General features: G+C 51.4%; 21 protein-coding genes. 12 read left to right on the forward strand and 9 right to left on the reverse strand.

Annotated elements, in window-relative coordinates; genetic code table 11:
• Positions 1 to 26: 26 nt before the first annotated feature.
• Positions 27 to 5,984 (reverse strand): S-layer homology domain-containing protein, encoded by a 5,958-nt coding sequence (locus JFN88_RS03520; RefSeq protein ID WP_199017915.1) that lies wholly within the window; start codon positions 5,982 to 5,984, stop codon positions 27 to 29.
• Between the two features lie 236 nt (positions 5,985 to 6,220).
• On the opposite strand from JFN88_RS03520, the gene JFN88_RS03525 reads away from it, so the two are divergent.
• Positions 6,221 to 8,197, forward strand: coding sequence for a sensor histidine kinase (locus tag JFN88_RS03525; protein WP_199017916.1), 1,977 nt, complete (start codon positions 6,221 to 6,223; stop codon positions 8,195 to 8,197).
• Between the two features lie 2 nt (positions 8,198 to 8,199).
• Here the strand turns inward: JFN88_RS03525 and JFN88_RS03530 are convergent, their stop codons facing one another.
• Both JFN88_RS03530 and JFN88_RS03535 read right to left on the reverse strand, forming a co-directional pair.
• Entirely contained in the window at positions 8,200 to 8,913 is a 714-nt protein-coding gene (locus JFN88_RS03530; RefSeq protein ID WP_199017917.1) for a response regulator transcription factor, read from the reverse strand.
• Positions 8,914 to 9,062: 149 nt separating this feature from the next.
• Entirely contained in the window at positions 9,063 to 10,343 is a 1,281-nt protein-coding gene (locus tag JFN88_RS03535; protein ID WP_199017918.1) for a methyl-accepting chemotaxis protein, read from the reverse strand.
• Between the two features lie 171 nt (positions 10,344 to 10,514).
• Here JFN88_RS03535 and JFN88_RS03540 point away from each other — a divergent pair, with 171 nt between their 5' ends.
• From JFN88_RS03540 to JFN88_RS03555, 4 genes are read left to right on the forward strand one after another with little or no spacing between them, the layout of a single operon-like run.
• On the forward strand, positions 10,515 to 11,297 hold the full coding sequence (locus tag JFN88_RS03540; RefSeq protein ID WP_199017919.1) for a formate/nitrite transporter family protein: 783 nt from the start codon (positions 10,515 to 10,517) through the stop codon (positions 11,295 to 11,297).
• 30 nt (positions 11,298 to 11,327) lie between these two features.
• The gene (locus JFN88_RS03545) at positions 11,328 to 12,242 is read left to right on the forward strand and encodes an L-lactate dehydrogenase (RefSeq protein ID WP_199017920.1); all 915 of its coding nucleotides are present in this window, start codon (positions 11,328 to 11,330) and stop codon (positions 12,240 to 12,242) included.
• A 33-nt stretch (positions 12,243 to 12,275) separates the two neighbouring features.
• Entirely contained in the window at positions 12,276 to 12,701 is a 426-nt protein-coding gene (locus tag JFN88_RS03550) for a hypothetical protein (RefSeq protein WP_199017921.1), read from the forward strand.
• 18 nt (positions 12,702 to 12,719) lie between these two features.
• On the forward strand, positions 12,720 to 14,441 hold the full coding sequence (locus tag JFN88_RS03555) for a methyl-accepting chemotaxis protein (protein WP_199017922.1): 1,722 nt from the start codon (positions 12,720 to 12,722) through the stop codon (positions 14,439 to 14,441).
• Positions 14,442 to 14,544: 103 nt separating this feature from the next.
• On the opposite strand, the gene JFN88_RS03560 is transcribed toward JFN88_RS03555, so the two are convergent.
• The gene (locus JFN88_RS03560) at positions 14,545 to 15,528 is read right to left on the reverse strand and encodes an HD domain-containing phosphohydrolase (protein WP_199017923.1); all 984 of its coding nucleotides are present in this window, start codon (positions 15,526 to 15,528) and stop codon (positions 14,545 to 14,547) included.
• A 158-nt stretch (positions 15,529 to 15,686) separates the two neighbouring features.
• Positions 15,687 to 16,166, reverse strand: coding sequence for a hypothetical protein (locus tag JFN88_RS03565; protein ID WP_199017924.1), 480 nt, complete (start codon positions 16,164 to 16,166; stop codon positions 15,687 to 15,689).
• Positions 16,167 to 16,845: 679 nt separating this feature from the next.
• On the opposite strand from JFN88_RS03565, the gene JFN88_RS03570 reads away from it, so the two are divergent.
• Positions 16,846 to 18,141, forward strand: coding sequence for a homocysteine synthase (locus JFN88_RS03570; protein WP_199017925.1), 1,296 nt, complete (start codon positions 16,846 to 16,848; stop codon positions 18,139 to 18,141).
• A 20-nt stretch (positions 18,142 to 18,161) separates the two neighbouring features.
• Positions 18,162 to 18,641, forward strand: a complete 480-nt coding sequence (locus JFN88_RS03575) for a free L-methionine (R)-S-oxide reductase MsrC (RefSeq protein WP_199017926.1) — start codon at positions 18,162 to 18,164, stop codon at positions 18,639 to 18,641.
• An 89-nt stretch (positions 18,642 to 18,730) separates the two neighbouring features.
• Here the strand turns inward: JFN88_RS03575 and JFN88_RS03580 are convergent, their stop codons facing one another.
• On the reverse strand, positions 18,731 to 19,234 hold the full coding sequence (locus tag JFN88_RS03580) for a GNAT family N-acetyltransferase (RefSeq protein ID WP_199017927.1): 504 nt from the start codon (positions 19,232 to 19,234) through the stop codon (positions 18,731 to 18,733).
• Between JFN88_RS03580 and JFN88_RS03585 the strand changes: the two genes are divergently transcribed.
• A complete protein-coding gene (locus JFN88_RS03585; RefSeq protein ID WP_199017928.1) occupies positions 19,224 to 19,445 on the forward strand; it encodes a hypothetical protein in 222 nt (73 codons plus the stop codon). The two genes, JFN88_RS03580 and JFN88_RS03585, sit on opposite strands and share 11 nt — an antisense overlap.
• A 12-nt stretch (positions 19,446 to 19,457) precedes the next feature.
• Here JFN88_RS03585 and JFN88_RS03590 read toward each other — a convergent pair whose 3' ends face one another.
• Complete coding sequence (locus tag JFN88_RS03590) at positions 19,458 to 19,814, reverse strand: aminoacyl-tRNA hydrolase (RefSeq protein ID WP_199017929.1); 357 nt, start codon at positions 19,812 to 19,814, stop codon at positions 19,458 to 19,460.
• 385 nt (positions 19,815 to 20,199) lie between these two features.
• On the opposite strand from JFN88_RS03590, the gene JFN88_RS03595 reads away from it, so the two are divergent.
• The 4 genes from JFN88_RS03595 to JFN88_RS03610 all read left to right on the forward strand — a co-directional run bounded on the left by JFN88_RS03595 (position 20,200) and on the right by JFN88_RS03610 (position 24,550).
• Positions 20,200 to 21,153 carry an amidohydrolase family protein gene (locus JFN88_RS03595; protein WP_199017930.1) on the forward strand — a complete coding sequence of 318 codons (954 nt, stop codon included), beginning with the start codon at positions 20,200 to 20,202 and terminating at the stop codon, positions 21,151 to 21,153.
• Between the two features lie 71 nt (positions 21,154 to 21,224).
• On the forward strand, positions 21,225 to 22,589 hold the full coding sequence (locus tag JFN88_RS03600) for a sugar ABC transporter substrate-binding protein (protein ID WP_233167381.1): 1,365 nt from the start codon (positions 21,225 to 21,227) through the stop codon (positions 22,587 to 22,589).
• A gap of 46 nt (positions 22,590 to 22,635) precedes the next feature.
• Positions 22,636 to 23,565 carry a carbohydrate ABC transporter permease gene (locus JFN88_RS03605; RefSeq protein ID WP_199017932.1) on the forward strand — a complete coding sequence of 310 codons (930 nt, stop codon included), beginning with the start codon at positions 22,636 to 22,638 and terminating at the stop codon, positions 23,563 to 23,565.
• A gap of 112 nt (positions 23,566 to 23,677) precedes the next feature.
• Entirely contained in the window at positions 23,678 to 24,550 is an 873-nt protein-coding gene (locus tag JFN88_RS03610; RefSeq protein WP_199017934.1) for a carbohydrate ABC transporter permease, read from the forward strand.
• A gap of 77 nt (positions 24,551 to 24,627) precedes the next feature.
• On the opposite strand, the gene clpP is transcribed toward JFN88_RS03610, so the two are convergent.
• Together clpP and JFN88_RS03620 are read right to left on the reverse strand one after the other, a co-directional pair.
• Complete coding sequence (clpP, locus tag JFN88_RS03615) at positions 24,628 to 25,212, reverse strand: ATP-dependent Clp endopeptidase proteolytic subunit ClpP (protein WP_199017937.1); 585 nt, start codon at positions 25,210 to 25,212, stop codon at positions 24,628 to 24,630.
• 63 nt (positions 25,213 to 25,275) lie between these two features.
• The gene (locus JFN88_RS03620; protein WP_199017939.1) at positions 25,276 to 26,040 is read right to left on the reverse strand and encodes an RNA polymerase sigma factor; all 765 of its coding nucleotides are present in this window, start codon (positions 26,038 to 26,040) and stop codon (positions 25,276 to 25,278) included.
• Positions 26,041 to 26,445: the final 405 nt, after the last annotated feature.

Raw genomic sequence — 26,445 nt, forward strand, 5'->3', positions numbered from 1 at the left:
TCCCTTATAAGGTAATGGCTGCTTATCTAGCTGCGAGGTCCGTTTGGATTTCCTTCCATCTTGGTACGATAATTTTTCATCGAAATGTTATAGGCAATCTTACCGGCCATGAGGATGAAATTTTTGATCGTTCCCCAAAAGCCGTCTGTAATGGCGGTGGCAATCATGCCTATGATTTCGGCCACTGAGAAGAGAACATCCAGTGAATACTGGGAGAAGAAGGCCGAAGCAATATTGCTCGAGCTATAGTCCGCTTGCACAAGGAACATGATGGCCGGCTGCCACTTGATGCCGAGATTCGACATGATGCGGGCAGCGTCATGCGCGCTTAAGCCTGCTTCTTTCATCAGCATGAACGGAATGCCGTCCCTGCGGTCAAAGAGGAAGTCTCCGGCATCCGATGACAAGTCCTCCTTCAAATAATCCAGAGTTACATTATTTAGTTCCCGCAAGCCCCAATACATATCAGTTCCCTTGTATTTGCCCGCTTCGACAGCTTTCATGAAGCTCTTGGTCAGCTCATCAAGCGACATATTCGTCCAGGAGAGCCGCATTGCCATATACGTGGACTTCCATTCCGGAAGCGGGGCCTCAATTTTCTTGAGGAGTATCATGTCCAGCAGCAGATCGCTGACCATCGACTTCATGACGGTAATGATATCCTCTGGAGCACACCCGGCTGCGAGCAGCCCGTTGGCAAGCTGCGCTGGATCATACCAGCCTGTGCCATACAGGTAGAGCGCGACTGTATCGTACCGAGGATTTATGACGTACAGTATGGTCGCAATATCCTCTACAGGTAATTTAGCTTGTGCTAGCGCCTTGGCAACCTCCAACTGATCCTTGTGGGTTTTGAGAATTGCCTCCCTCAGTTCCGTCGACGTGTATCCGACCTCCTTGAGCTTCAAATAGTTGTCCTTCAATTTGTATCCCCATAAATCGAGCAAATCCATGGCCAATGCGGCATCCAGACCAAGCTCGTGCAGGACAATGATCGTGGAGTCCGTGTTGGCGTCGCTTTTAGGATTGTACAGGACGCGTCTGTAAATTTCCAGCAGATCGAAGCCGCCTCTATTTATTTGCCTGATCACATCACCGCTGTCTGCATTGGGGAAGACGGCTCGCAGCGCCTGATAGACGCCCAAAACAGTTTCTCCCAATTTGCGAAGCTCCAACGTAATGTTGTCGAGTGCGGTTACGCCGTATACCTGCTTGAGCACACTCGCAACAAGGGTGTTACGGTCGCCGCTCTGATTGAACATGGCAACCAGCACCTGATCCCGGGAATAGCCTCCCTCCGACAGTGCCCGTGCAATGGCAATTTCATCGGTGAAGCCGTAGTTGGATTTCAGCTTGGTTCTAGTCGAATACGCATCGCGGCCGATCTCTTTTTCCTTCGTGGCAACGAAGGACATCGCCTCGACATTGTAGACCGTCGACACAGCTGTCAAAATTTCGATTGGTCTTGCAGTTCCGACATCGTTGTACGTATCCAGAGCAGAGCCTGCATTGAGCCCGTATTGCTCTTTAAGCACCGTTACAATCTGGACAGTCGTGTATCCGAGCGTTTTCAAAATATGAATGCCTTTGGCCGGTCGCTCTCCTCCTGTAATCTTCAGACTGGCGGCCATCGGATCGGTGACATTAGGATACAGGTCGGCAATAACGGTTTTGAGTGTGGTGTACGTTCCTTCCAGGAATGCATTCCCGGTACAGAACACATTAAACACCGCCGTCAGCACTTCGTCCTGCGAGTATCCAGCTCCTTTCAGCAATTTGGCATTGTCGATCGGACTGTTTACCTGATACACCCAGCGAAGGGTATTCGCGGTATTCGACGAGGAACTGTTCTGGTTGTTCCTGAGAAACGCAGCCATGGCCTGCTTCGGATCCTGCCCGTATATTTCTGCAGCGGCACGGTTGATATCCTCGGTCGGGAATAGGTTGATCTCAGTCAATGCATTGATAGCCAGCGCCATCGTAGCGAAATTCTGTTGCGCAGCCAGCATGATTTCGTAGACGTTATAGCCGGCTCCTTTCAGACTGTTAAAGCGTTGGCTGGAGCTTTGGCCGTTCAGTATACTGTAAACCTCTGCCGCTGTATATCCGTTGCTCCTCCAGAAAGTAGCGGTGCGTCCTTTATATGCGTTTTCGACCGCAAGCTGCTTTAGAGAAAATCCCATTGTCCTTAGCATAGGGACGAGATTTACCTGGCTGCCATAGACCTCCTGAATGCCGAAAGCGAGGTCGCTCAAACGCTGATATTCCTGTACGCCGGAGCTTAACAGCGTTGCTGCGGCTTGTTCAAAAGTCAGGTCGCTGTATAAGCTTTTAAGTATCCGAAGCACTTCCAATGGCGTACAAAGGCGTCCGCAAAATCCGCCGTTCGACCCTTTCATCGTATCCACCAGCTCGGATGGCGTGAGGGAGAAACTTTCCTTCAACAGTCCGGCGATCTCGTTATTGGTGAAGCGCTGGGTCAGGAAGCTGCGATGCTCCGCCAGCTTGATGCCGAAGGCTGCAAGTACGCGAGGGATATCCGTATCGCTGAACTTGGTCAATCTACGGCCGGAATTGGTAGTGAGATCCGTCATGTCCTTCATGAGAACGACGAAACCGCGCGGGCCGGTTCCTTTTCCGGTCGACCAATCCAGCATTTTCCACATGGTATCGGTCAGTTCCACTGCGGTGAAGCCAGCGGCTTTGAATTGCAGCAGCACTCTGCCGATTTCATCCATGCGCAAGCGTTCCTTATTGCTTCCGAAAGGCCGCAAATATTGGGCAATCTCAACGGTGCTATAGCCGGCTTTTAACAGCATGTCGACGATCGTTTCTTCGCCATCGGCAGCATCAAAGACGTTTTTGTAGCCTTTGGATGTGAGCAGCTCTGCTACCTTCTTGATTCCGTCCCCGGAACGCTTCATACCGGCCGCCACTTCCTGGAGTGAGTAGTTGGCCCACAGCATGTCCGGAATCGAGCCGTCCAATAGTACGCCGCCAGTGTAAACGAGCGTAACGGCCTTCTCCACTTCCTCGATCGGGAATTTGGCTGCTGCAAAGGAGTGAATGACGTCAGAGGCAGACCATTGCCACTTATGATACTGCTTCGCAATTTCCTCTGTCGTATAAGCGGAGCGCAGTCCTTTCCACCGCTCCTCCTGTGTGAATCCGAGACTTCCTTTGCCAATAACTTCAATCGTCTCTTCGATTGACAATTTGTGCTGTGCAAGAGCAGATACGATCTCGCCGGCGCTCGCCTCGTAAACGGTCTTCATGATTTTGGCGGCCGCGTTCGCATCCAAGCCTGCGTCGAACAACAGCGTAGTCGCGCGGAAGGCATTGACACGGAACAAATCAGCGCCTTTCAGAATTTCCGCGATCTGCTCCTCGGTATAATTCGCCTTGGCCAGCGCTGTAATGACAGAGCTTTGCGTGCTGGTGTTGTTCTTCATCAGCAACTCCGCCGCTTCGCGGGCGGATACTGCCTTTGCGTTCAGGAAGGCTGCCAGCTGATCTTCGGACAGACCGTATACTTTACGAAGCGCTGCGTATCTTTGATCCCGGAGGAAATAGAACGTGGCTTCATAGGCCTGATCCAGATCGAAACCGGTAAATTTCAATGCTGCGACAAACTCCTCTGCCTTCATACCTATTGACATCATGGCTTTGCCGATGGAAAGCAGGTTCAGAATGCCTGCTTCCTGAAGCGTAATCAGCATCTGTGTCATGCCGTAGCCATGATCAAGCAGGAACCTGGCTATCTGATCTTCATAGTTGTTAAATTCGGTTGACAGTATCTTCGCGACCTCAACCCCGGTGTACCCGCCTTCCAGCAGGGCCGCTCCAATATCTGTGTTATTCAAATCCTCGAAGCGTTCCTGCAGATCCGCAGTCGCCTCCGCTACAGTCTTGCCGTTTATCTTGCTGTATGTGACGGCGCCAGCAGGCTTTGTGCCGTCAACGACATAGGTTGTCTCAAAAGCAACAAGCGGCTTGCCGCCGATGGATGAGATCGTTCCCGGCGTATAGGACAAGTGCAGGGATTCGGCCTTTACGGCGGATGCCAGAATCAGATCGATCTGTGCCTTTCCAGTATTTTCCACTGTTACAATGTCAATGGAGGCTTCTTCTGAAATAAGCTTGAAGCCTGCAGGCGCTGCCGGTACTTCCGCGAGTTCATGAGTGAAGAACAAGGTAATCCGATTGGCATCAGGACTCAGCATGGCTCCTGAAAAGGTAGTCAAATCAGGAATCGTGACGGACTTGCTTGCTCCGAAGCTGTATCCTGTTTTTGCCATCGACAGCCTGTACGTATCCCCGCCTCGCAATATGCCGGAGAACCGATAGGTTGCTCCGTTGTCGGAAGAGCGCAGCGCCGCGTTAAAAGCCGGAACCCCGTCGGGATTTGCCAGAATCAGGTCGGAGAGCTGCAGCCCTGGAAGCGCTGGCGATAAGGACAGCGTCATGCCGGCAGGTCCGGGATCGCTCACCGTTACGGATACGGCCGTGACGTTGGTTCCGGGAGACGAGCCTCCTGAAGGCGTCTGGTTGCCGCCCTGCACCTGCTGACCGCCAACATCGGCTTTTACACCGTCGAGAACACCCAGATTATCCGGTTTTTGCTCGATTTTGACGCCATCAGATGTAACGGTCGCATTGTTGATGGCTCCCTTGCCGGTAATTGTGGCGGGAGCCCCCACATTCAGGTCGTTTACCTTGGCGTCCTCGCGGATATCAATCTTTGCGCCGGCAGCATGGTCGGTCACCGTCAGTTTGTCTATGCTGCCCCCAGTCACGGTGACAGTTGCGGCCTCCAGAAGCACGACATCGGGGAAGTTGCCGTTAAGGATTACCTCACCGGTTGTCGATATCTCGATCGTACCGTAGCTGGCTCCGCCTCCTCCTACGATCTGCAGTGTCGCGCCAGATTCGATGACAACCCGATCCACTTCGGTGGAGCCTTCGATAACAACGCGCACTTGACCGTTCACCTTGGTCACGATGATACGCGTCAACGCAGAGTCCATGAGATGCACGCTGTTGGGCCCACCGCCACGAACACTTGTAGTTCCTTTGACCGTTACGCCTTTCAGCGTCACATCGCCCTCGCCGATACCTTCTCCCAGCACCAGGTTGCCCTCAATGGTGACATTGCGCAGGGTAACGTCCGGGGCGTTGATGGTCAAATCCCCCTTATGGGAAGCTGTTCCCTTTTCTGGACCGTAGACGCCTGCCTGATTTATCTCGGCTGGCAGTCCGGCATCTACTGTCCCGGAATCTTGCTTCATTCCAAGCGCGCGGTTCAGAATAACGATTGCTTCCGCACGGGTCAACGGCTTATCGGGTTTGAATGAGCGATCCGGATAGCCGTTTATGAGACCGGCTTCTACGCTTGCGCCCACCTCTCCGATGCTCCAGTTCGGGATGCTGCTTGCATCGCTGAATTTGGCTGCCGCCTCCTTGTCAGCTTTCAGCTCGAGCAGCCTTGCCAGCATTACAGCCGCTTCCTGGCGCTTGATGTTCGCTTCCGGCCGGAAGACGCCATTGCCATTGCCCTTCATGTAGCCGGCTGCCTGAGCTTTGGAGACCTCCGCGGCATACCAGCGTCCTTCCGGGACATCGGTGAACGGATTGCTCCCAGACGCCTTGAAGTCGAAAGCCCGGTTAATAAGTGCCGCCGTCTCGGCGCGGGTAATGGTTGCATCAGGACGGAAAGTGCCGTCAGGATACCCTTTGACAAGTCCCTTGTCCAGCCATTCCCCAATTTGCATTTCCGCCCAGGCGCCATCCAGATCGGAAGGCCGCCCCTGGGCAGGGGGTGTCTGGCTTGCTGCGATCAGGTTCGATAGAACCTGCGTCGTTGCTGCCGCTTTTTCGGCGGCGCTGGCCGTACCGACAGCGGAGACCAGACTGACTAGCATTGATGCGGTGAGTACTAAGCTTAAAGATTGCTTGAATCTCAGCCGCCAATTAAGCATGATCATCGTAATTTTCTCCTCCTATGTACTAGACAAACTTCATCGATAATAATAAAGGGTCAAGGTCAAATTCCGGTCAAACAGAGAAAACAATGTCGGAATTTGCGATAACGTTTTCACTAGGCCTTGAAGCATGGTTCTAATGTTTTTGACGGATGTCGAATCGGGCGGTATGCTAAGAAAAGCAACCGGCGTCAGCAGGACCGGCTTATTCGCTGCCATCATAAGAAAGAGGAGAATATATGCGGATCAAATATTGCTTGCTAGCCATCCTGGTACTGTGGGCTGTCGGCGCAGTGACCGTCGGAACTGTCGAAGGGCGCGACAGAACCTCCGCGGTCCTGACTTTGTCGGATGGGGGAGAAACGTACTTCCTTAACGATTATATGGAGGTTTTGGAGGATCAGTCTGGACAGTGGACGCTTCAGGATGTGCAATCGCCGGATTTGCAGCGTTTGTTCCAGAGGGCCGATGGCAAAGCATCTTTCGGCTATACCGAATCGGCATATTGGATCAGGGTGGTTCTTCGCAACCAATCGGGCAGTTCCAGGTGGCAGCTTACTCTGCAAAATCCATTGATCGATTATTTCAATCTGTACACTTCCGCCCCTGTGGAATCTGTTCGGCATCATTATCCCGCCTACAGTCTTCAATTGTTGCCCGCAGATGTGGATACGACCGTGTATATGAGGCTTAAAACCACCGGTTCCTTCATCCTGCCTCTGCAGCTTACAGAGCCCGCGGCCGTATACAAGAAGACTTCAACGGAGTTTATGATGTACGGCTTGTATTATGGCGTTATTCTGACCATTATCATCTACATGCTGTCTCTCTATATCAATATTCGAAATAGAGCCTATATCTATTACATTTTGTATATCCTTTGCTACAGCGCCTCGCAGTTTATATGGGACGGATTGGCCTTGCAGTTCTTTGGGCGCAATTGGTTTACGGCCGTAAAGGAAGGGGAGCTATTGTTCGCAAGTCCGGCCAGCACTTATGAATTTTTCTTCATTGTCAGCGTCGGATTTGGCTATCTGGCCACCTGGAAAATTCTCCAGCCTGCTGCTTTTGCTCCGTTCTTGAATCGCGTATTTCTAGGCGTAATTTTACTCTGTCCTTTGGCGGCGGTTGGCAATGCATTCCTGTACACCTACGATTTGGCGCCGCTATGGATCGGCTTTAAAATTTTTACGATTGTGCTGCTTCCGATCGTTCTTATAGGATGCGCCTTGCGCGGCAGCCGACTTGCCAAGCATTTGACGATCGCGATTGTGCCGCTGTTTGCCATTGCTTTTCCGAGTTCAATGCTCTCTACGGGCGTGCTCCCTCATAATTTGTTTACGCATTACGGCATGCAGTTCGGTTCTGTTATTGAGTTTATTATTATGTCGATTGTACTCTACGAGCAGGTGTCCCAGATGAGGCGAAAGCAGCATCAGGTGCAGAAAGAGCTTGCTGATACATTGTCGGAATGGAACCGAACACTGAACATAAAAGTGGCGGAACAGACGGAAAGTCTGAAGCGCTCCAATGATGAGCTGGTTTTTGCCGAGCAGTCCCGCATAAGGCTGCTGCAAAATATTGCGCATGATATTCGCAACCCGCTTAACTATGTTCAAGGCAGCATCCAGGCGCTTCAGCAGGGGCTTGTCCAGGAGCCGGAGCGGCAGCAGAAAATACTCGACAACGTATATGGCAAGGTTATTGAAGTCAATCGATTCATCGATGAGATGAACCATCTTGAGGATACGGAAGGTTCGAAGATGCTGGAGATGGTCATGTTTGCCGAATGGATCGACGATATCTTTCAAGAGATGTCCGAGGATATACGACACGCTGGTCTTCAATGCGAAACGAAGGTTTCGATAAAAGAGGATGCGGATGTATGGATCGCGCCGCACGCGATGAAACGCGTTATGGCTAATCTTGTGCATAACGCATGCAAGTTCACGCCGACCGGAGGTCGGATCAAGCTGGAGGCATTGCAGGACGAGGAGTGGGTGCGCGTTACTGTCGAGGATAATGGCAAAGGGATTGAAACCGAGCGGCTGCCTTTTATTTTTCATCGTTATTATAAAGAAGACAGCGGACAAGGGCAGGGATTGGGGCTCGCCATTGCCAAAGAAATCATTGAAAGGCACGGCGGCCGGATCGACGTTCATAGCGTCGTGGGAGAAGGAAGCCATTTCTCCTTTATAATCCCGAAGGTTCAATAGGATCAGTCCAGCGTCAACGGCTCGAATCTGTATCCGAAGCCCTTCACCGTGTGAATATACTTGAAGCCGGGGGATTCCGATTCGATTTTTTTGCGGAGATTGTAAATTTGCGTCTTGATGATTGCCGGACTGTACGCGGCTTGGTCATTCCAGATGAGATCGTACAGCTGCCTGGGATGGTAGACTCTGCTCGGACTTTGGGCGAGCAGCAGCAGCAGGTGCAACTCCTTGGCTACCAGGGTGACGGGTTCCCCCTGGACGGTTACATTCAGACGGTCCAGGTCAATCTCCAGACCAGGGAAGCTAAGTCTGCGCCCAAGCGCTTCCGGTTTTTTATATTTGCTAAGAAGCGTGCTCCAGCGTAGATGGGAGCGGACTCTGGCCACCAGCTCCAGGTGATCCAAAGGCTTGGTCAAGTAATCGTCCCCGCCAGCTTGCAGCGAGAGCAGGCGCTGATCCGACCTGGTATTGCCGCTCAGGAACAGGACAGGATGGTCATAGAGCTCGCGCAATCGGCGGCACAATTCCACACCGTCCATATCCGGCATTGCAATATCCAGCAGGATCAAATCCGGTTGAAGCAGGCTATCGGCAAAATAGGCCAGGCATTGCTCTCCGCTAAAGGCTTGTCGTACCTCGAAGCCCTCAGCCTCCAGAAAGATGCGCAGCATGTCCTGAATATGTTGTTCGTCATCCACTGTCAGAATTGTCGTCAATCGGCCAGCTCTCCTTACGCGGCTGACTTTAGTTGCAGGGTCATCAGCCCTATGCCGCTTTGATACTACCCATATTATCAGCTCCCGTCATTCGAAGCAATAATGGGCAGTGCAAAGATTCACCAGCCTTAGTTTGGGAAGGGTGATGACTATTCCAACCGGAATTTTCCGATACGGCTTTGCAGTGAGGCTGTCATATTTTGCAACTCATGGGAGGCTGCTGCGACTTCCTGCACCATCGCATTTTGCTCCTGTACAGAGGAAGCAATGCTGCTGAGTTTGGCTGCATTATCCCCTGCGGCGTTCGATACCTGGCCCGCGCCCGTCAGAATCGTCTGCATTTTCTCCGATTGCTGCTCAATCAATTCCGCGACATTATTCACCGCGCCGACCGTCCGCTCCACAGATTCCGAGATTTGCCGAAGTTGACTGATGCTGGCCTGCGTTTTCTCCGCCTCCTCTTCCGTCGTCTGCGCCTGAAGGTCCATGCGGCTGACAGCGACAGCCAGATCATGCTGAATTTCTCCGATCAGGCCGCCTATATTTTGCACCTCTACCGTGCTATGGTTCGCCAGCTTGCGAATTTCCACAGCAACGACCTGAAAGCCCTGTCCATGCTCTCCTGCATGAGCAGCTTCAATGGAAGCGTTAAGGGCGAGCAGGTGAGTGCGTGCCGAAATATCTTCAACCACATTAATGATCTGCCAGATTCTGTCCGCATGCTGCTCCAGCTTTTTCACAATCCGGGTTGTCTCCAGCCCCTCTGCAGTCAGGCGATTCATCGCTTCAGACAAGGAATGAATCGCTGTGCTGCTGCGGTTCATGGCCTCAAGCATATGCCCGGCATCCTCCTGTGCGGATACTGTACGTGCCTGTGCATCGGCAGAGAGGCCGGCAATTTCCTCAATCGTATTGTACATCGACAAGGACAGTGCGGCTTGAATATCTGTATTGTGTGAGATGGCGTCGACCCGTTCGGTAATTTCGGTGAGCAAAAGGGCCGCTTGCTCGGCAGCAGTGCGCAGCATGCCCACCTCCGTATCGGCGGCAGAGGAGTGCTGGTTAATATCCCGGACAATGCCTCTTAAGCTAGTCAGCATTTCGTTAAAGGATGCGGACAGCTGCATCAACTCGTCACGTGAATGAGGGATGACGACCTCTGCCGTGAGGTTGCCTTGGGCGGCTACTTCCGCAGCGTGATGCAGCGCATGCAGCGGCCGCACGAGCCATCTGGCGGTGAACCATCCGAGAAATCCGGTCCAAAATATGCCCATTGCCAAGGTGAGCAACGTGTACAGCCAGGCATTCATTCCGGGTGCGATATACTCTTTCAAGACGAAAATAAAAAAAGCGCTTGTACCGTAAGTAATGGTGGCAACAACGGAAATGCCGATCACAATTTTTTTGACCAAGCTAAAGGCAACCTGCATGGTTCTGGCCTCCTATTAATCAGTTGATTCGTGATCTACTATGCCAAATTTCCTGTACAGGGACAGTGATATATATCACTTATGGATGTGAAAAAAATCACATTCAGTTCACAGAGGGTATGCTATGATTGCTCCATCAACAGCAAACCCGATGGGCAAGGAGGCTGGAGCATGGAGATCGAACCACTTCGACAGGTGGAAAAGCTCGCGCTCAAGAAGCTCAAAATTTTCCGGCAAAGCAAGCTGCGCTATTTATCCCGGTCTATGCTGGCCAGTATGTTTATCGGCTTCGGCGTGATCGTTGCGTTCAAGACAGGCAACTATTTTTATCTGGAGGATTCGCCCTTCACGTATCCGATGGCTGCGCTCACCTTTGGCGCTGCGATCATACTCATATCCTACGGGGGCGGTGATTTGTTTACCGGGAATACCTTCTATTACAGCTTTGCCGCGCTTCGCAAAAAAATGAAATGGCCGGATGTATTCAAGTTGTGGACGACGAGCTATGTTGGCAATATTCTGGGGGCGGCGGTGTTTGCACTGCTCATTCTCACAACCGGACTGTTTAATGAAAGCTCTGTGAACAGCTTTTTGCTCAGTGTGGTCGAGAAAAAGATGCAAGCCCCGGCGATTGAATTGTTTTTTCGCGGCATCTTGTGTAATTGGCTGGTATGCCTGGCTTTCTTCATCCCGATGTCCTTCAAGGAGAATGGGGCCAAAATGTTCGCCATGATGCTGTTCGTTTTCTGCTTCTTTATCTCGGGCTATGAGCATAGCATTGCCAATATGTGCACCTTCGCAATTGCGCTCGTGCTGAATCATCCGGGAACCATCACATGGGGAGGAGTATTTCACAATCTGATTCCGGTAACCTTGGGCAATTTGATCGGCGGCAGTGTGCTGATGTCGGTCATGTATCATTACGTGAACAAGCCGTTTTATGAAGAAGAATAGACTTCCATTCGGCCAGAGGAGGCAACAACGATGAAAAAATCAAGAATTGTAATTATAGGCGCCGGGGCGGTGGGTTCCACAACGGCTTATACGCTGCTGCTTCGCAATCGTGTTGATGAGCTTGTACTGATAGACGCGGACTCCGACAAGGCGGCCGGCGATGCATTGGATATGAATCACGGCCTGCCTTTCCTGGGAGGCGGCAAGGTATGGGCGGGTACATACGCGGATTGCCGTGATGCGGATATTATTGTCATCACTGCTGGCGCGGCCCAGCGTGTTGGCGAGACGCGTACCGAACTGCTGAAGCGCAATGCAGCCATTCTGGAAAGCATTATTGATCAGATTAAGGAACATACCGCCGATTCCATCCTGCTGTTGGCCTCCAATCCGGTTGACATTATGAGCTACTTGTCGTGGAAAAAGATCGGCTGGCCGGTCGAACGGGTTATCGGCTCGGGTACGCTGCTGGACAGCGGGCGCTTCCGCTACCTGATCGGGGAGAAACTGAAGATCGACCCGCGCAGCGTACACGCGCATATCATTGGGGAGCACGGCGATTCGGAGCTGCCTGTGTGGAGTCTAGCGAACGTAGCCGGTACTCAGCTCAAGCTCAGCGAGGCGGACAAGGAAGACATCTATACCAATACACGTGACGCAGCCTATCAGATCATTCAGGCCAAGGGTGCGACTTACTATGCGATTGCGCTGGCGCTTGACCGGATTTGTACCGCCATCCTCCGCGACGAAGGCGCTGTGTTGAATGTATCTACACTGCTGACCGACTATCACGGCATTTCCGATGTTTACCTGGGCGTACCGTGCATTGTAGACCGCAAAGGGGTCAGAGAGGTGCTGGATCTGCCGATTTCCGAGCAGGAGAAAGAACTGCTGCATCGTTCTGCCAATAAGCTTAAAGAGCTGAATCGCTCCATTGGTCTATAACGGATTTAATTGATAAAAACAGAAGATTGCCGGATGTCATGCCAAGCAAATTTGGCAGGATACCCGGCAATTTTTTTTGATTTAACACCCAAACTGAATCGTTCTCCCTGTCTCAAAAGTGGACTCAATCACCGACCCGAAGAAGGTCGCCTCTATTCCTTTAGGCAAAATAAAAATTCCCCATACTTTCTCAGGCTTTTCCGCGATATAATAGGTGAAGTTAAGCTTTTCCACGATCATGATCTTCTTGAGCAGTATATACTTGCATCATATAAATGGGAGTGGGGTTGTGTTGTGAAAACACGACAGATGCACGCACACATTCGTTCTGGCAGCAAAATTGAAGCAGCAGTGGAGGAGTTGATTTTGAAAGAGGCAGAGAAGCCGTCCAAAGGTATTATCCGTTCGCGGCAGGCAGCCCAAAATTATACAATAAAAGGGCATACAACATATTATTAATAAGCGGGGTCGACGGGATTGAAAAGCTTACATTTGCGCATTATGCTCATATTTTCTATTTTAATTGTCATTTCCGGCAGTGTGCTGGGCTACAGTATCTATACGTCATCCAAGCGGCTGATCACCCAGTCCATCGAAGAGCAGGCACGGAGCATAGCCGAGTATGCTGTCGGTCAGATTAATATTGCGCAATACATGAAAATAACCCCGGAAACAGGGGAAACGCCCTATTACACCGAGCTGCGGCTCAAATTCAATGAACTGAGGGAAGCCAACAATCTCAAATTTTTGTACACCATGGCCTCCAGAGGGGAAGGGGAGCAGCAGCAATATTATTATGTGGTGGATGGTCAGCCGCTGGATGACCCGGAGGGCGTCACCTCGCAGCTTGGGCAGGTTGAGACGACGTACAATTCTTATTTGATCAAGGCGTTTAGCGACCGTCAAAGCAGTGTGGGGGGACTTACCAGGGATAACGCGTATGGCTCACTCATTACCGCCTTTATCCCGATTTTTGCTCCAGACGGCGGGTTTGTTGGGGTGCTCGGCGCGGATTTTGACGCGTCCAGCGTATTCAAGCAGTTGCAGATCAACCAGCGCAACATGCTCATCTTGGCGGCAGGGATTTTACTGGGGGCCATCGTCGCCAGTTATTTCTTAGCAAGAATGATTGTTTCTCCTGTACTCAGGCTGACCCGGAATATGAATGCGATTGAGCAGGGGGATTTAACTGCTGCGATTGAGGTGAGAGGAAGAGATGAAATTAGCCGTCTGACGCTGGCATTCCGGTCTATGGTGGAAGTGTTGCGGACTATGATTGAGGCGATGCGCGGCGGCTCAGGCAAGCTGCGGCAATCTGTACTGGAGCTTGCACACAGCGCGGAAACGACCAATGCCTCCAGTGAACAGATTACCTTGAATCTGAAGGAAGCAGCGGCTAATGCCGAAGCGCAGGCAAAATACAGCAGCGAGACGGCGCGCGCAATCGGGGAGGTCGGCAGCGGAATGGAGCGAATTGCCGATACGCTGGCCAATATTGCCGATGCTTCCCGGGAGACCGCGGAGACCTCCCGTACCGGAAACAGTCTCATCCAGGAGGCCGTCAACAAGATGGAGGCGATTGGCCGCTCTGCGCAGGTTGCCTCCAGTGACATGGAGCGGCTGGCGGCACGAACTCACGAAGTGGGCGAAATCGTCGGCGTTATTCGGGAAATCGCGGGCCAGACGAGTCTCCTTGCACTGAACGCTTCCATTGAAGCGGCAAGGGCGGGCGAGCATGGACAGGGCTTTACGGTTGTAGCAAGCCAGGTACGCAAGCTGGCTGTTCAATCAGAGGGAGCAGCAAGCCGGATAAGTGAGCTGATTCTTGCCATGACTGAGGATACAGCGCGAGCAGTTGGCGGCGTGCGGGAAGAAACCGTACAAATTGAGGACGGCTTGTCCGCTGTGCAAAAGGCGGGGGGAGCATTCAGTCATATTTTGGATAAGGTGGAACAGGTAGCTGAAGAAATTCAGGATCTTTCTGCTGTATCTGAGGAAGTATCCGCGGGGACCGAACAGGTTGTCGCATCGGCCGCAGAGATGGAGAGTTTGTCCAGCCACACCTCCAACTATTTCAACGGCATTGCTGATGCAGCCGTGAAGCAACTTGCCGCCGTGAAGCAGATGAAGACGTCAACAGAACGGCTGGAGGAAATGTCCGCAGAACTGGAGCAATTGGCAAAGCAATTCAAGCTCTAATGAACTGGGGCTTCGCAAGAACATAAGGCAATCAAGCTAAAGCTAACTAAAGCCGGCAGAATCGTGAACTTCATTGTTCATCTCTGCCGGCTTGTTCGTTTTATCATTGCTGATCTATAATCGCGAGGAAAGAAGTGATGATCTCCGGGTCAAAGGATTTGTCCTTCTGCTCCATGAGGTAAGCGAGCGCTTGCTCCCGTTGCCAGGTTTCCTTATACGGCCTGCGCGAGGTCAAGGCGTCGAACACATCCACCACACTGACGATTCGCGCCTCAAGTGGAATTTCCGCTCCCTGGAGCTGCTGCGGATAGCCGGTCCCGTCCCATTTTTCATGATGATGAAAAATAATATTCCGCGCGATGGACATTTCGTTCTTAAAAAAGGAGTCGTTTAATTCGGAATTGATTTTCTCCAAAATATCTACCCCGATCAGAGGGTGCATCTCAACAATCTGCCGTTCATATACAGTCAGCGCGCCGGGTTTGTACAAAATTCCCTCGGGCACCCCTGACTTGCCGATATCGTGCAAAATGCTGGCGTTGACAATGCTCTGCATATGTTCGTGATCAAGCCCGAGCGAGAGCCGGCTGTTATGGGCATAAATGAGTTGCCGGGTCAGTTGTTGTACTCTCGTCAAATGTTCCTCAATTGCCGGGTCCCGGATTTCACAGGAGATGGCGAGTACTTTGAGCAGTACGCCCTGAATGCCGCTGCGCCGCTCTTCGGCTAAATAAATCCCTTCCGGGAGGTGCTCCAGCTCGCGGAATACGCCGATGTAATACCATTTTCCCTCTACCTGGTAGGGAGTGATCGTAATCGAGGAGTGCCATAATTGGCCGGTGTTTTTTTTGTTAATGAATACACCGGACCAGCCCTGTTTGCGGTTCAAGGCGTCGTGCATGCCGCTGTAAGTGGAAGAATTGGTGAATTGGGTTTTTAGAATACTGGCACGGGCACCGAGAATATGCTGTCGTTCAAACCCGGTGATCTGCTCATAGGCTGCATTGACATCCATAATATGGTGGCGCTCATCTGTAATGATGACGGCATCTGTCAAGGCTAAAAAAGCATGCAATGTTTCATTCATGAAATAAACTCCCCGCCTTGATTAAATATCTGTATAAATTATAGGCTAAGTATCAGGCGCCCAGCAACAGGTGTAATGGAAATAAATTGCTAATCGCATAATGGCATAGCCAGGGCAGGGAAAGGTACGTGGAGGCGCGGGGGAGGGGGCAAGTGCTGTTACTGCTTTTTCTGAACGGCGGCAGACTTGTAGTAGAGAGAGGAACGATTGAGCTTAAGCAGATCGGTCTGCACATTCAGCGGCAGGTCACGACAATGGTAGTCGACCCAATGGGAACGTTCCTTGCGCGAGGTGTTGGCTGCCAATGTTGTTTTGAGCCAGTCCAGATGAGCGGATTTCTTGTCCAGGGCGGACTGTGTTCCTGCAAGCTGCTGCTGGAGCTGATTTTGTTTCTCCTTGAGCTGTTCCTGACCGTGCAGCAGTTTGCCGATAAAGGCTGCCGCTTGCTGCTCCCAGCGGGCAATCCGCTCTACAGAAATGCCTAGCTCTTGCGCATATTGGACGACTGTCTTTTTATTTTGCCAAATATCCAAATACACGTTCAGTTTCTCTTCCGGTGTGTACCATGTTTTTTCCGTCGCAAGGGTTGTTTCTGGCGTACGCGACGGTGCCAGCGTTTGTATAGAATACGTGATCATTTGAAGCAGCTCCTCTCCCTGGTTCAAGAATAATTGGTGAACATTTTAAACTTAATCTTATCATTCACCTTTATTTAGTCGGAATTAAAACATGAGGGTATCCTATTATGAAAAGTCTTAAACATTCATCACTGAATTTGGTTGAGTTTGGTACTTAATCTATCATCCTTGATTTGTCTTGTCAAGGCTCTATGCGCCTGATTTTCAAACACACAAAGCGCTGTATGCGAAAAGGCTGTTTCCGTGCGGCAATGGGTATAAAAATGTGCAGCTGCTCATTGGACCGTAACGGGTTCGGGTCTAGCATTCTAGACAATTTTCATACAAAACCACATTGGTGTATGCAAGAGCTGCATAGCTGTTTTTCCTTGCGAAGCAGATGCTGGACCAACAGGGATACGTCTATGAAACGGCAAGCTGTTTGGTGTCTAAAGTGCGCCCCGAATACAAATATTTACTTTAAACCAACTTTACTCATAGGAATTATTGTAATAATATCAACATACAGTCATATAAAGACAAAAGGGATGCGTACTGGCGAAACGATCGGTTATGGGTATCAGGCCTGCACAGGCGAAGAGCCGCCGGGTATTTGCAATAGACCGGGGATGTGCGGGATTTAAGTAGAATTGAAAGCAACACAGGCAATTATTCTGATAAGTATCGGGAGGTTTCACTTATGGCAGAGGAGAGACAATACTTACCTGAAACATTGGCAATTCACGCAGGACAACAGATTGATCCGACTACACAGGCACGGGCGGTGCCGATCTACCAGACTACGTCCTACGGATTCAAGGATACGGATCACGCCGCGGACTTGTTCAGCCTGAAGGAAGAGGGTAATATTTATACACGGGTTGGCAATCCGACGACCGCTGTATTCGAACAGCGGATTGCGGCATTGGAAGGCGGCGCAGGCGCGCTGGCTGTTGCATCCGGCGCTGCGGCGATCACGTACTCCATCTTGAATATTGCCTCGTCAGGCGATGAAATCGTCTCCTCTGCGAGCCTTTATGGCGGAACCTATAATCTGTTCTCCACGACATTGCCGAAGCTTGGCATTAACGTCAACTTTGTCGATTCTTCGAGCCCGGATAATTTCCGCAGTGCGATTACACCGAAGACCAAGGCGATTTACGCTGAGACGATCGGGAATCCGCGCGGAGATGTGCTGGATATTGAAGCCGTGGCTGCCATTGCGCACGAGCATGGCATTCCGCTGATCGTAGATAATACGTTCCCGAGCCCTTATCTGCTTCGTCCGATCGATTTCGGCGCTGATATTGTCGTTCATTCCGCAACGAAATTCATTGGCGGCCATGGCACGACTATCGCGGGCGTTATCGTGGACAGCGGCAAATTTGACTGGAAGCAAAATGACAAGTTCCCGGGACTTACAACGCCTGATCCGAGCTACCATGGACTTGTATATACAGAGGCGGTTGGCGAGCTTGCCTATATTATCAAGGCCCGGGTGCAGTTGCTTAGGGATTTGGGAGCATCGTTGGCTCCACTGAGCGCTTTCCTTCTGCTGCAGGGCTTGGAGACACTGCATCTTCGTCTGGAGCGGCACAGTGAAAATGCACTGGCTGTCGCGCGGTTTCTGGAGTCTCAGGATGCGGTGGAATGGGTTAGTTATCCGGGGCTGGAAAGCCATGCTTCCTATGAACTTGCTCAGAAATATTTGCCGAAGGGGCAGGGAGCGATCATCAGCTTTGGAATCAAAGGCGGTGTGGAAGCGGGCAAAAAGCTTATTCATGGCGTACAGCTATTCTCCCATCTAGCCAATGTCGGGGATTCCAAGTCGCTCATTATCCATCCGGCGAGCACCACGCATCAACAGCTTGGCGAAGCGGAGCAGCTTGCATCCGGGGTTACGCCTGGGTTGATCCGGTTGTCCGTTGGGACGGAAGCGATTGACGACATTTTGTACGATCTGGAGAAAGCTATACAGCTCAGCCAATCCGAATAAGGATTTAAAGGAGAAGTTATATGTTTTCCAAAGCGAGCTATTCCGGAACGAGGGAAGAGAATTACGAGCTGTTGTTAAAGCAGCTTCAGCATCTGATAGAGGACGAACCGAGTCCAACTGCCAATTTGGCGAACGCCGCGGCCTTGCTGAATCAGTTTCTGGAAGACATCAATTGGGTCGGCTTTTACGTGCTGGAGGGTGAAGAATTGGTACTGGGGCCGTTCCAGGGACTTCCTGCCTGCACCCGGATTGCTTCCGGCAAAGGTGTGTGCGGTACGGCAGTAGCCAAGGAGGAGGCACAGCTTGTTCCGAATGTACACCAATTTCCCGGTCATATTGCCTGTGACGGGGCTACCAATTCAGAGTTGGTCATCCCGCTGCGCAAGGACGGCAGAACGATTGGCGTGCTGGATATCGACAGTCCCTCGTTTGAGCGCTTCGACCAGATTGATCTCGACTATTTGACACAGTTTAATGAAGTTCTTGGCTCTTATGTGTAGGAACTTTAACCTATAAATTGGACTGTATAGCCCGCAAAGCTCCCGCCTCAACATGTGTGAGGGGGAGCTTTTTAGTTATTGTCCTATACTCAAAGCTGTTTGCCTAATATAACAAGATCGCGCTTGACGCCATCCAGTTCGGCGACCTCAGGGAAGTGCCCGTATTGGGTAAACCCGTATTTACGAAGCAGGGCGAGGCTCGGTTCATTATGCCCGAACACAAAGCCAAGCAAGTTGCGGATGCCGAGCTGCGGACATTCCTGCATAACATGTTCCAGCAGCACCTTGCCGACGCCTGTCCGGCGTGCAGTTTCAGCGACATAAATACTGAACTCCGCCGTAGCGGCATAAGCAGGACGACCGTAGAAAGCGCTGAGGCTTGCCCAGGCGATCAGCTTCCCATTTCTGATTGCGACCCAGATAGGATGCTTGTCCGGGGTATGGTTCCTGAACCAGTCGCGACGGCTTTCTACAGTTACAGGTTCCAAATCTGCTGTGACATAACGTGACGGAATCGTAGAGTTATAGATGAAGACAATTTCGGGCAAGTCTGCTTCTGTCGCATATCTGATAGTAAATTCAGTGGCGCTCATTACGGTTCGCTCCTTATCCGGCAGAGGATTTCCCTGGCCTACTGCCGATCATCTTGTCCACTATTTTAACATGAACAAGCGGCTGTTGCTTGCCGGAAAAAATAGAAACCGTAACGAACACCGCCAAGCCGACCCCCAGAGAAAAGCTGTACGCAAGCTGGTTGGTCTGGAGGTCAACATGCTGACAGGCGGAAATGAGCGCACCGCGTGAAGTCGTATAAGTCTACAGTTCGGTCAGTCCTTCGAGCAAGGGAGCGGCGTCATCCCGGTTCAGGGGAGGCAATGCGACAATAGTCAGCGGCGCTTCTTCTCCCTGACTGAGCTGGCTGTCCCGGACGGATAGATAGCCTTGATCCGCAAGATTTGTTACCTGCTGTGCAGAGCCTATCAATACTACCTTGCGCTGTCCGGTTTCAAGCCAGGAACGGAATGCTTCCTGTTCCTTGCCGTTCAGCAAGTAATGCAGCGTCAGTGTTGTGGCGGCGTGGGCGACCTGAACGGCGGCCGTGCCAGGGGGCAGCTTCAAGTCGCCGTTAATAATGTAATATTGAATCCATTCCGCCTGTCTGGTTTCTGTCATAGGTTCATAATCTCCTTTTGTAACAAAATATAAACTGCTATGTTATATATGTATCAATCGGGGATTGTGTTTATGTCAGTTTACTCTGCCAGAGATCATTTTTCCTACTCTAAGGTTATCGCATGCGCTGTAACCCAAAAATATAAATTTTTCACAAATGATTGACATTATTCAAAAAAAAGGTTGAACATTTAAATGATCGGTGTTAGTATTCTAATCATACAATTCCGCTTGGAATAATATACTAATCTACCGGATAACCGGAGACTTCCACTTTCATGTGAGAAGTCTTTTTTCTTTAGCGGACCAGTTGCCGGGAACATGAAGGTGCGGACGTCAAGTCAGAATTTTTGGGTGGGAACGGACATGAGAGGAGAGAAAGCCTATGTTTCGCAGTCCATTTCGCGTGTTTGACATTCATGGACATCTGCCATATCGGCTTGTACTCGGTGGCAAAAACAGGCATGAGCAAATTAGCCGCTATGGGGCCGAGCGCAGCGAGCGGATGCGGCTGACGTGGGATTTTCCGGAGCCTGCCGCAGAGAATCAGCACAATGAGACGATCCCGCTCATTGACCGCTGGGTGCAGGAGCTGGACAAATACAATATTGCCGGACTCAATTTTTTGACGGCGCTGGACAACGACAATATGGCGGATCAGATATCTCGCCATCCTGATCGCTTCACCGGTTTTGCGTATCATTCGATTGAGGATGAAGGAGCGGCAGATGAACTGAAGCGGGCAGCGGATGAGCTGGGGCTCAAAGGCTACAAGCTGTTCGGTCCACTGACAGGCATCCCGTTCGATGATCCGTCACTTGATCCGGTATGGAAGGTGCTTGCCGAGCGCAAGCTGCCCGTACTCATTCATTTCGGACTGCTCGGACATGCGGGCGGCATTGTTCATCACCCCAATATCAGTCCGCTGGCAATCTTCAACACGGCAAGGGAATACCCGGATATTCCGTTCATCATTCCGCATTTTGGCGCGGGTTACTTCCAGGAACTGCTCCATCTGTGCTGGAGCTGCCCGAACATCTACATCGATACCTCCGGCTCCAATCAGTGGGTGCGCTGGATGCCTTACGAGCTGACGCTGGAGACGCTTTTTCGCAAAACGTATGAGCTGATTGGACCAGAACGGATTCTATTCGGCACCGATTCCCTCGGCTTCCCCAGAGGCTTTCCGTATCGGTATTTGCAGGATCAGGTCCGCGTCTGCCGGGATTTGCGTTTTGGCGAATCCGATATTGAAAATATTTTTGGCAACAATGCCCGCCGACTGCTCGGTTTGAACACACTGCACAGCAGCACACAGACATCCGATACGGGCGGTTAGCTGCATTCTGCTTCTTGGTGTAACCGACAAATAGAGATTATAAAAAGGATAGGGACAGGGAGAGGGTTCGGATGAAAAAGAGATCATTTTATACCTTGTGGGCAACTTTGCTGCTTGGAACTGTGATGCTTGCGGGCTGCGCAGGGGCAAATGGCGGGAATAAAACTGACAGCAGCGGACCGGCCAAAACATCGAGTTATGAAAAAAGCAACACGACTGTCTCAGCAGAACAGCCGAAGGAGGTTACGATTGAATACTGGCAGTATGAATTTCCGGCAAAGGTGGAGTTAATTAACGAGTTGATCAAGCAATTTGAGCAGGAGCATCCGCATATTACGGTCAAGCAGACGAATTTCCCGTATGACCAGTACAACCAGAAGGTGGCGACGCTTGTTCCGGCGGGCAAAGGCCCGGATGTCATCAATCTCTATTACGGCTGGCTGCCGAAATATGTGTCCTCCGGCTATTTGCAGCCACTTCCGGAAAGCGAGTTCCCTGCTGCCGATATCGAGGAGCATTTCTTTCCGTTTGTCGAGACAGCCAAGCTTGGCGGCAAATACTACGCGCTGCCTACCGGGGTACGTACATTAGGCCTCTATTACAACAAGGACTTGTTCACCAAAGCCGGACTTGATCCGGCCAAGCCGCCGACAACATGGGAGGAACTGGTTGAGTACGCCAAGCAGTTGACGGAGCGGGACAGTAAAGGACAGTTCGTCATTGAAGGGTTTGCCTGGGAGCCGGGTTCCCAGCTTCACCACTGGTTCCGCGACGGGCTGCTTTATCAGGCCGGAGGCCAGGATACGAGCGAGGACCGCAAGCGTATTTTATGGAACGAATCGCCTGCAGGACTGGAAGCATTCAAATATTTGATTGATTTTGCCAAGGAGCATAAGGTCGGGATTAACGGTTTCTATACGGATGACGCCAATGCGTTCAAGACGGGCCATGCGGCCATTAATGTCGACGGCTCTTACCGCCTCGGCTCTCTGCGCAAGGATGCGCCGGATTTGAATTATGCGATTGCCCCGCTTCCGGCTTACAAGAATAAGTCTACCCAGGCTTCATTCTGGGCGAATGCGATTCCGTCCACGGTTAAAGATGAAAAGCTGGCGGCGGCGACGGAATTTCTGAAATTTTTGACGAGCAAGGGTGTACAGGAGCAGTGGGTGGAACGAATCGGAGAGCTTCCGGCCCAGAAGGAGGTTGCGCTGCAAGATAAATATGTTAACGACGAATTCCTCGGTGCTTTTATTGCACAATTGCCTGATGGCCGCGCTCATTTCTTCATCGATGAGACGCAGGAAAGAACGCTGTTCATCGAAGCGGTCGATCAAGTACTGTTAACCAATGTCCCTATTGATAAGGCATTCGCCGAGCTGGTCGCCAAAACCCAGAAATTATATGACGACTACTGGAGCAAGCAAGGCAATTGATTAGAAAAGAATTCAGAACAATTCGGGGGCAAAAGGAGGGAATGCAATGGAACAGGTAGAAGTCGCCGCTCCCAGCCGCAAATTAACGCTGCCCCTCTGGCGTCTGGGACTCCGAAAGAAGCGTTATCTGTTTATCTACAGCTGCCTGCTTATTCCGCTGATCTTTTTCATTATCGTGCGGGTGCTGCCAATCTTGTATTCCTTCCATGTCAGCTTCCGCCAGTGGGATCTGTTATCGCAGACCAAGCCGTTTGTCGGGCTGTCCAACTACGCGGCTATATTTCAGGATGAGGTGTTTGTCCGAACAATCCGGAACACGTTGATTTATGTTGTCGCAGGCGTCCCCGGCCAGCTTGCAGTAGGGCTGGCTATCGCACTGTTGTTGCAGCGCATCGTTCGTTTCCGCGGCTTTTTTCGCACCGTCTACTTTATTCCGCATATCACCAGCGTAGTTGCAGTGAGCTGGGTGTTTCGCTGGATTTTGATGAAGAACGGGGTAGCCAACGGGGTGCTATTGGAGCTTGGTCTCCCGGCGCAGCCGTTTCTCTACTCGCCCTCTCAAGCTGTCTACTGGATCATAATTGCGGTAATCTGGCAAAATATCGGGTTTCAGATGCTGGTGTTTCTGGCGGGACTCGAAAATATCCCTCGCCTCTACTATGACGCTGCATCCATTGATGGGGCAGGGCGCTGGCGAAAATTTATCCACATCACCTTGCCGCTGCTCAATCCGGTGCTGCTGTTCTCGATCGTTATTGCCAGCATTGGATTTTTGCAAACCTTTACTCAGGTGCTTAATATGACAGCCGGAGGCCCGCTCAACTCAACAAATTCGATTGTGCTGTATATTTACAACCGTGCCTTCAAGAGCTTCGAGATGGGGCAGGCGTCGGCTGCGACGGTCGTCTTGTTCCTGCTTATTTTGACGCTGACTATATTGCAGCTCAAGGTGTTGAATCGAAAAGTGGAGCATTAATGATCTGTAGAGGCTGAACCATGTCTGCGATTGGCGGATTGAACTGTCCTGAAGCTGCCGGAACAGGAGCAGCAGGAACAGGTGCAGCAGGAACCTGGAAAGGAGGGAGCAAATGAGCAAGACGGCGCAGCCGGGACTTGTATGGAAAAGGAAAACAGGCATCACGGGAGATCGTTATGCCATCATATGGGTGAGCTATATCCTTCTGGCATTAGGACTTATCTTCATGGTATTCCCGTTTCTGTGGATGATCGCGACGTCGCTCAAGTCACCGCAGGAAATTTACTCGCTCAGTCTGATTCCTTCGGCTCCGGCATGGGAGAATTACGCGACCCTCTTTAGCGGCACAGCATTTGGCAGATGGATTGTGAACAGTTTTATTGTCGCGGTGTTGACGACGATTAGCGTCTGCTTTTTCGATACGGTTATCGGCTATGTACTGGCCAAGTTCAATTTTCACGGCAAGAAAATCATTTACCTGCTTATTCTAAGCACGTTGATGGTGCCGACAGAGATGCTGATTATTCCCTGGTTTCTGTATGCCGTCAATTTTGGCTGGGTGGATACGTACTGGGGCGTGATGTTCCCGGGTGTCATCTCGGCCTTCGGCATCTTCCTGATGAAGCAGTTCATGGAATCCGTGCCTTCGGACCTTCTCGACGCAGCGCGGATCGACGGGATGGGCGAGTGGGGCATTCTGGTGCGCATTGTAGTGCCGCTTGTCCGTTCGGCTGTGGCGACGCTGTGCATTCTGTCCTTCCTGGGCAACTGGAACGCCTTCATCTGGCCGCTGATCGTGACGCAGACAGAGGAGATGTTCACTATTCCTGTCGGAATGGCTTTCTTCTCCAGCGAAGCCAGGGACAGCAGCAACTGGGTGCAAATTATGACGGGCGCAACGGTGTCGGTGCTGCCGCTCATCATCGTCTTTCTATTGTTCCAGAAGCAAATTGTCCGTGGGATTGCCACAACGGGCATGAAATAAAACAAGCGGTGAGGATGTGCAGCCAAAGGCTGCTCCTCACCGCTTGTTGCTTTTCTGTCAGGGCTATGGTGACCAGATTACTTGCTGCCACGGATAATGTCGTCAATAATCCCGTATGCTTTGGCCGCTTCGGCGTCCATGAAGAAGTCGCGGTCCGAATCCCGCTCGATTCTCTCCAGCGGCTGCCCGGTTTGCTCCACGAGAATCCGGTTGATCTTCTGCCGTGTTTTCAAAATCCAGTCGGCATGGATCATAATATCTGATGCCTGCCCCCGTGCGCCGCCCAGCGGCTGGTGAATCATCACTTCGCTGCTCTGGAGGGCGAAGCGCTTGCCTTTCGTACCGCCTGCCAGCAGCATCGCGCCGAAGCTGGCTGCCAATCCTACACAGATCGTGGAGACATCCGGCTTCATGTATTGTATCGTATCGTAGATGGCAAACCCGGCCGTAACCGATCCGCCAGGGCTATTAATGTACATTTGGACGTCTTTATCCGGGTCATCGGCTGCCAAGAACAGCAGCTGGGCGACTACGGCATTCGCCATATCATCATTAACTTCTCCGCTTACCATAATAATGCGGTCCTTTAGCAGTCGGGAGTAGATATCATAGCTCCGCTCACCGTTTCTGCTTTGTTCGACGACATAAGGAATCAGGTTCATGGTCTAAACGCCTCCTTAAAATTAACGGGTTTCATCCTGTCCCGATAGTCGGCAGAGTACCGGCTACGCAGCCAGACAGGCCTGCGGGACGGAAGCAGCTTTGCGTGCCTGGGAGGCGTAATTACGCAGAACAATAACAGATGCTGCCGGGTCAAGCCGGTCATTGTTCATCAATTGCACGAGCAGTCCGGTGTTCTCAAGCTGAAGCGCAGCCGAATAAGCCTGTAGCAGAGAGATATCAGCTATCTCAACTGAGGTCAGGGAGTTTGCTGCATCATCTGTTGCGTCATCCCCCTCCAGCATACGTGACAAAGCAAAACGGGCGCGGTTGAGCGCCGCCTTGACAGCGCCTTCTGTTGTGTCCAGCAGCGCGGCTGTCTCCGGTCCTGTGAGCGACAATGCTTCCCGCAGCAAATATACGGTTCTCTGGAGCGGAGACAGGCAGGCGATCACCAGCTTCAGTGCTTCTTCCAGCTTCTCATCATGCTCGAATGCTTCATCTGAAGCTTCGGATTTCTTGAAGGATTCGGTGGAGTGCTTCAAGCGTTCCTCGTAACGGGCGCTGCGCCGAACCTGGTCGATCCATTGGTTCCGGGCAACTCGTTTCAGATAGGCTGCCGGATTTGGATGCGGCATCTTCTGCTGAATCATGCGAATGGCTTTTACACAGGTATCCTGCACCAGGTCTTCCGCGGCGTGTCGGGAGCCTGTCAGTCTTATGCAATAGCGCAGCAGGTCAGCGTGAAGCTGGGCAACTTTCTCGTCTTGTTGCGTTTCAGTTTGGGTTTTAGTTATGGCACGGCTGTTCTCATTGGGCAATGCTCTCATTACCGGCACCTCCGTTAGCCTGGTCGGGGTAGGGTAGCAGAGTACCCTGTCAATACTTTTGCAATGCGCCGGTCCCGGCAAGGGCGGCGGCATCCGTTATTTGTTGTCTCCCTATAGTATAAACGAATATCTAATGGAAAAGGATACGGTGATTAGGTGCGGCGGTTCTGGGTTGGTGGACCTCTAGGTGGAGTGGACGCTGCGTGGCAGATATACAGGGCATAAATCAGGGCGTGGATGGGGAGTTAATGATTCACTTTTATGGCAGATCAATTAAGTACTTTGTTTGTAAGGAATCAAATTATTGAAAACGGAAGCAAAGGTGGATTGTCAACACAAAACTGAACAACAATTATGAGGGCACTTTTCTAGCTTGTACGGGGGTAAGATAGCCGAGAGTACCGT

It is taken from the genome of Paenibacillus roseus, from assembly GCF_016424485.1.
Classification (GTDB): Bacteria; Bacillota; Bacilli; order Paenibacillales; family Paenibacillaceae; genus Paenibacillus_D; species Paenibacillus_D roseus.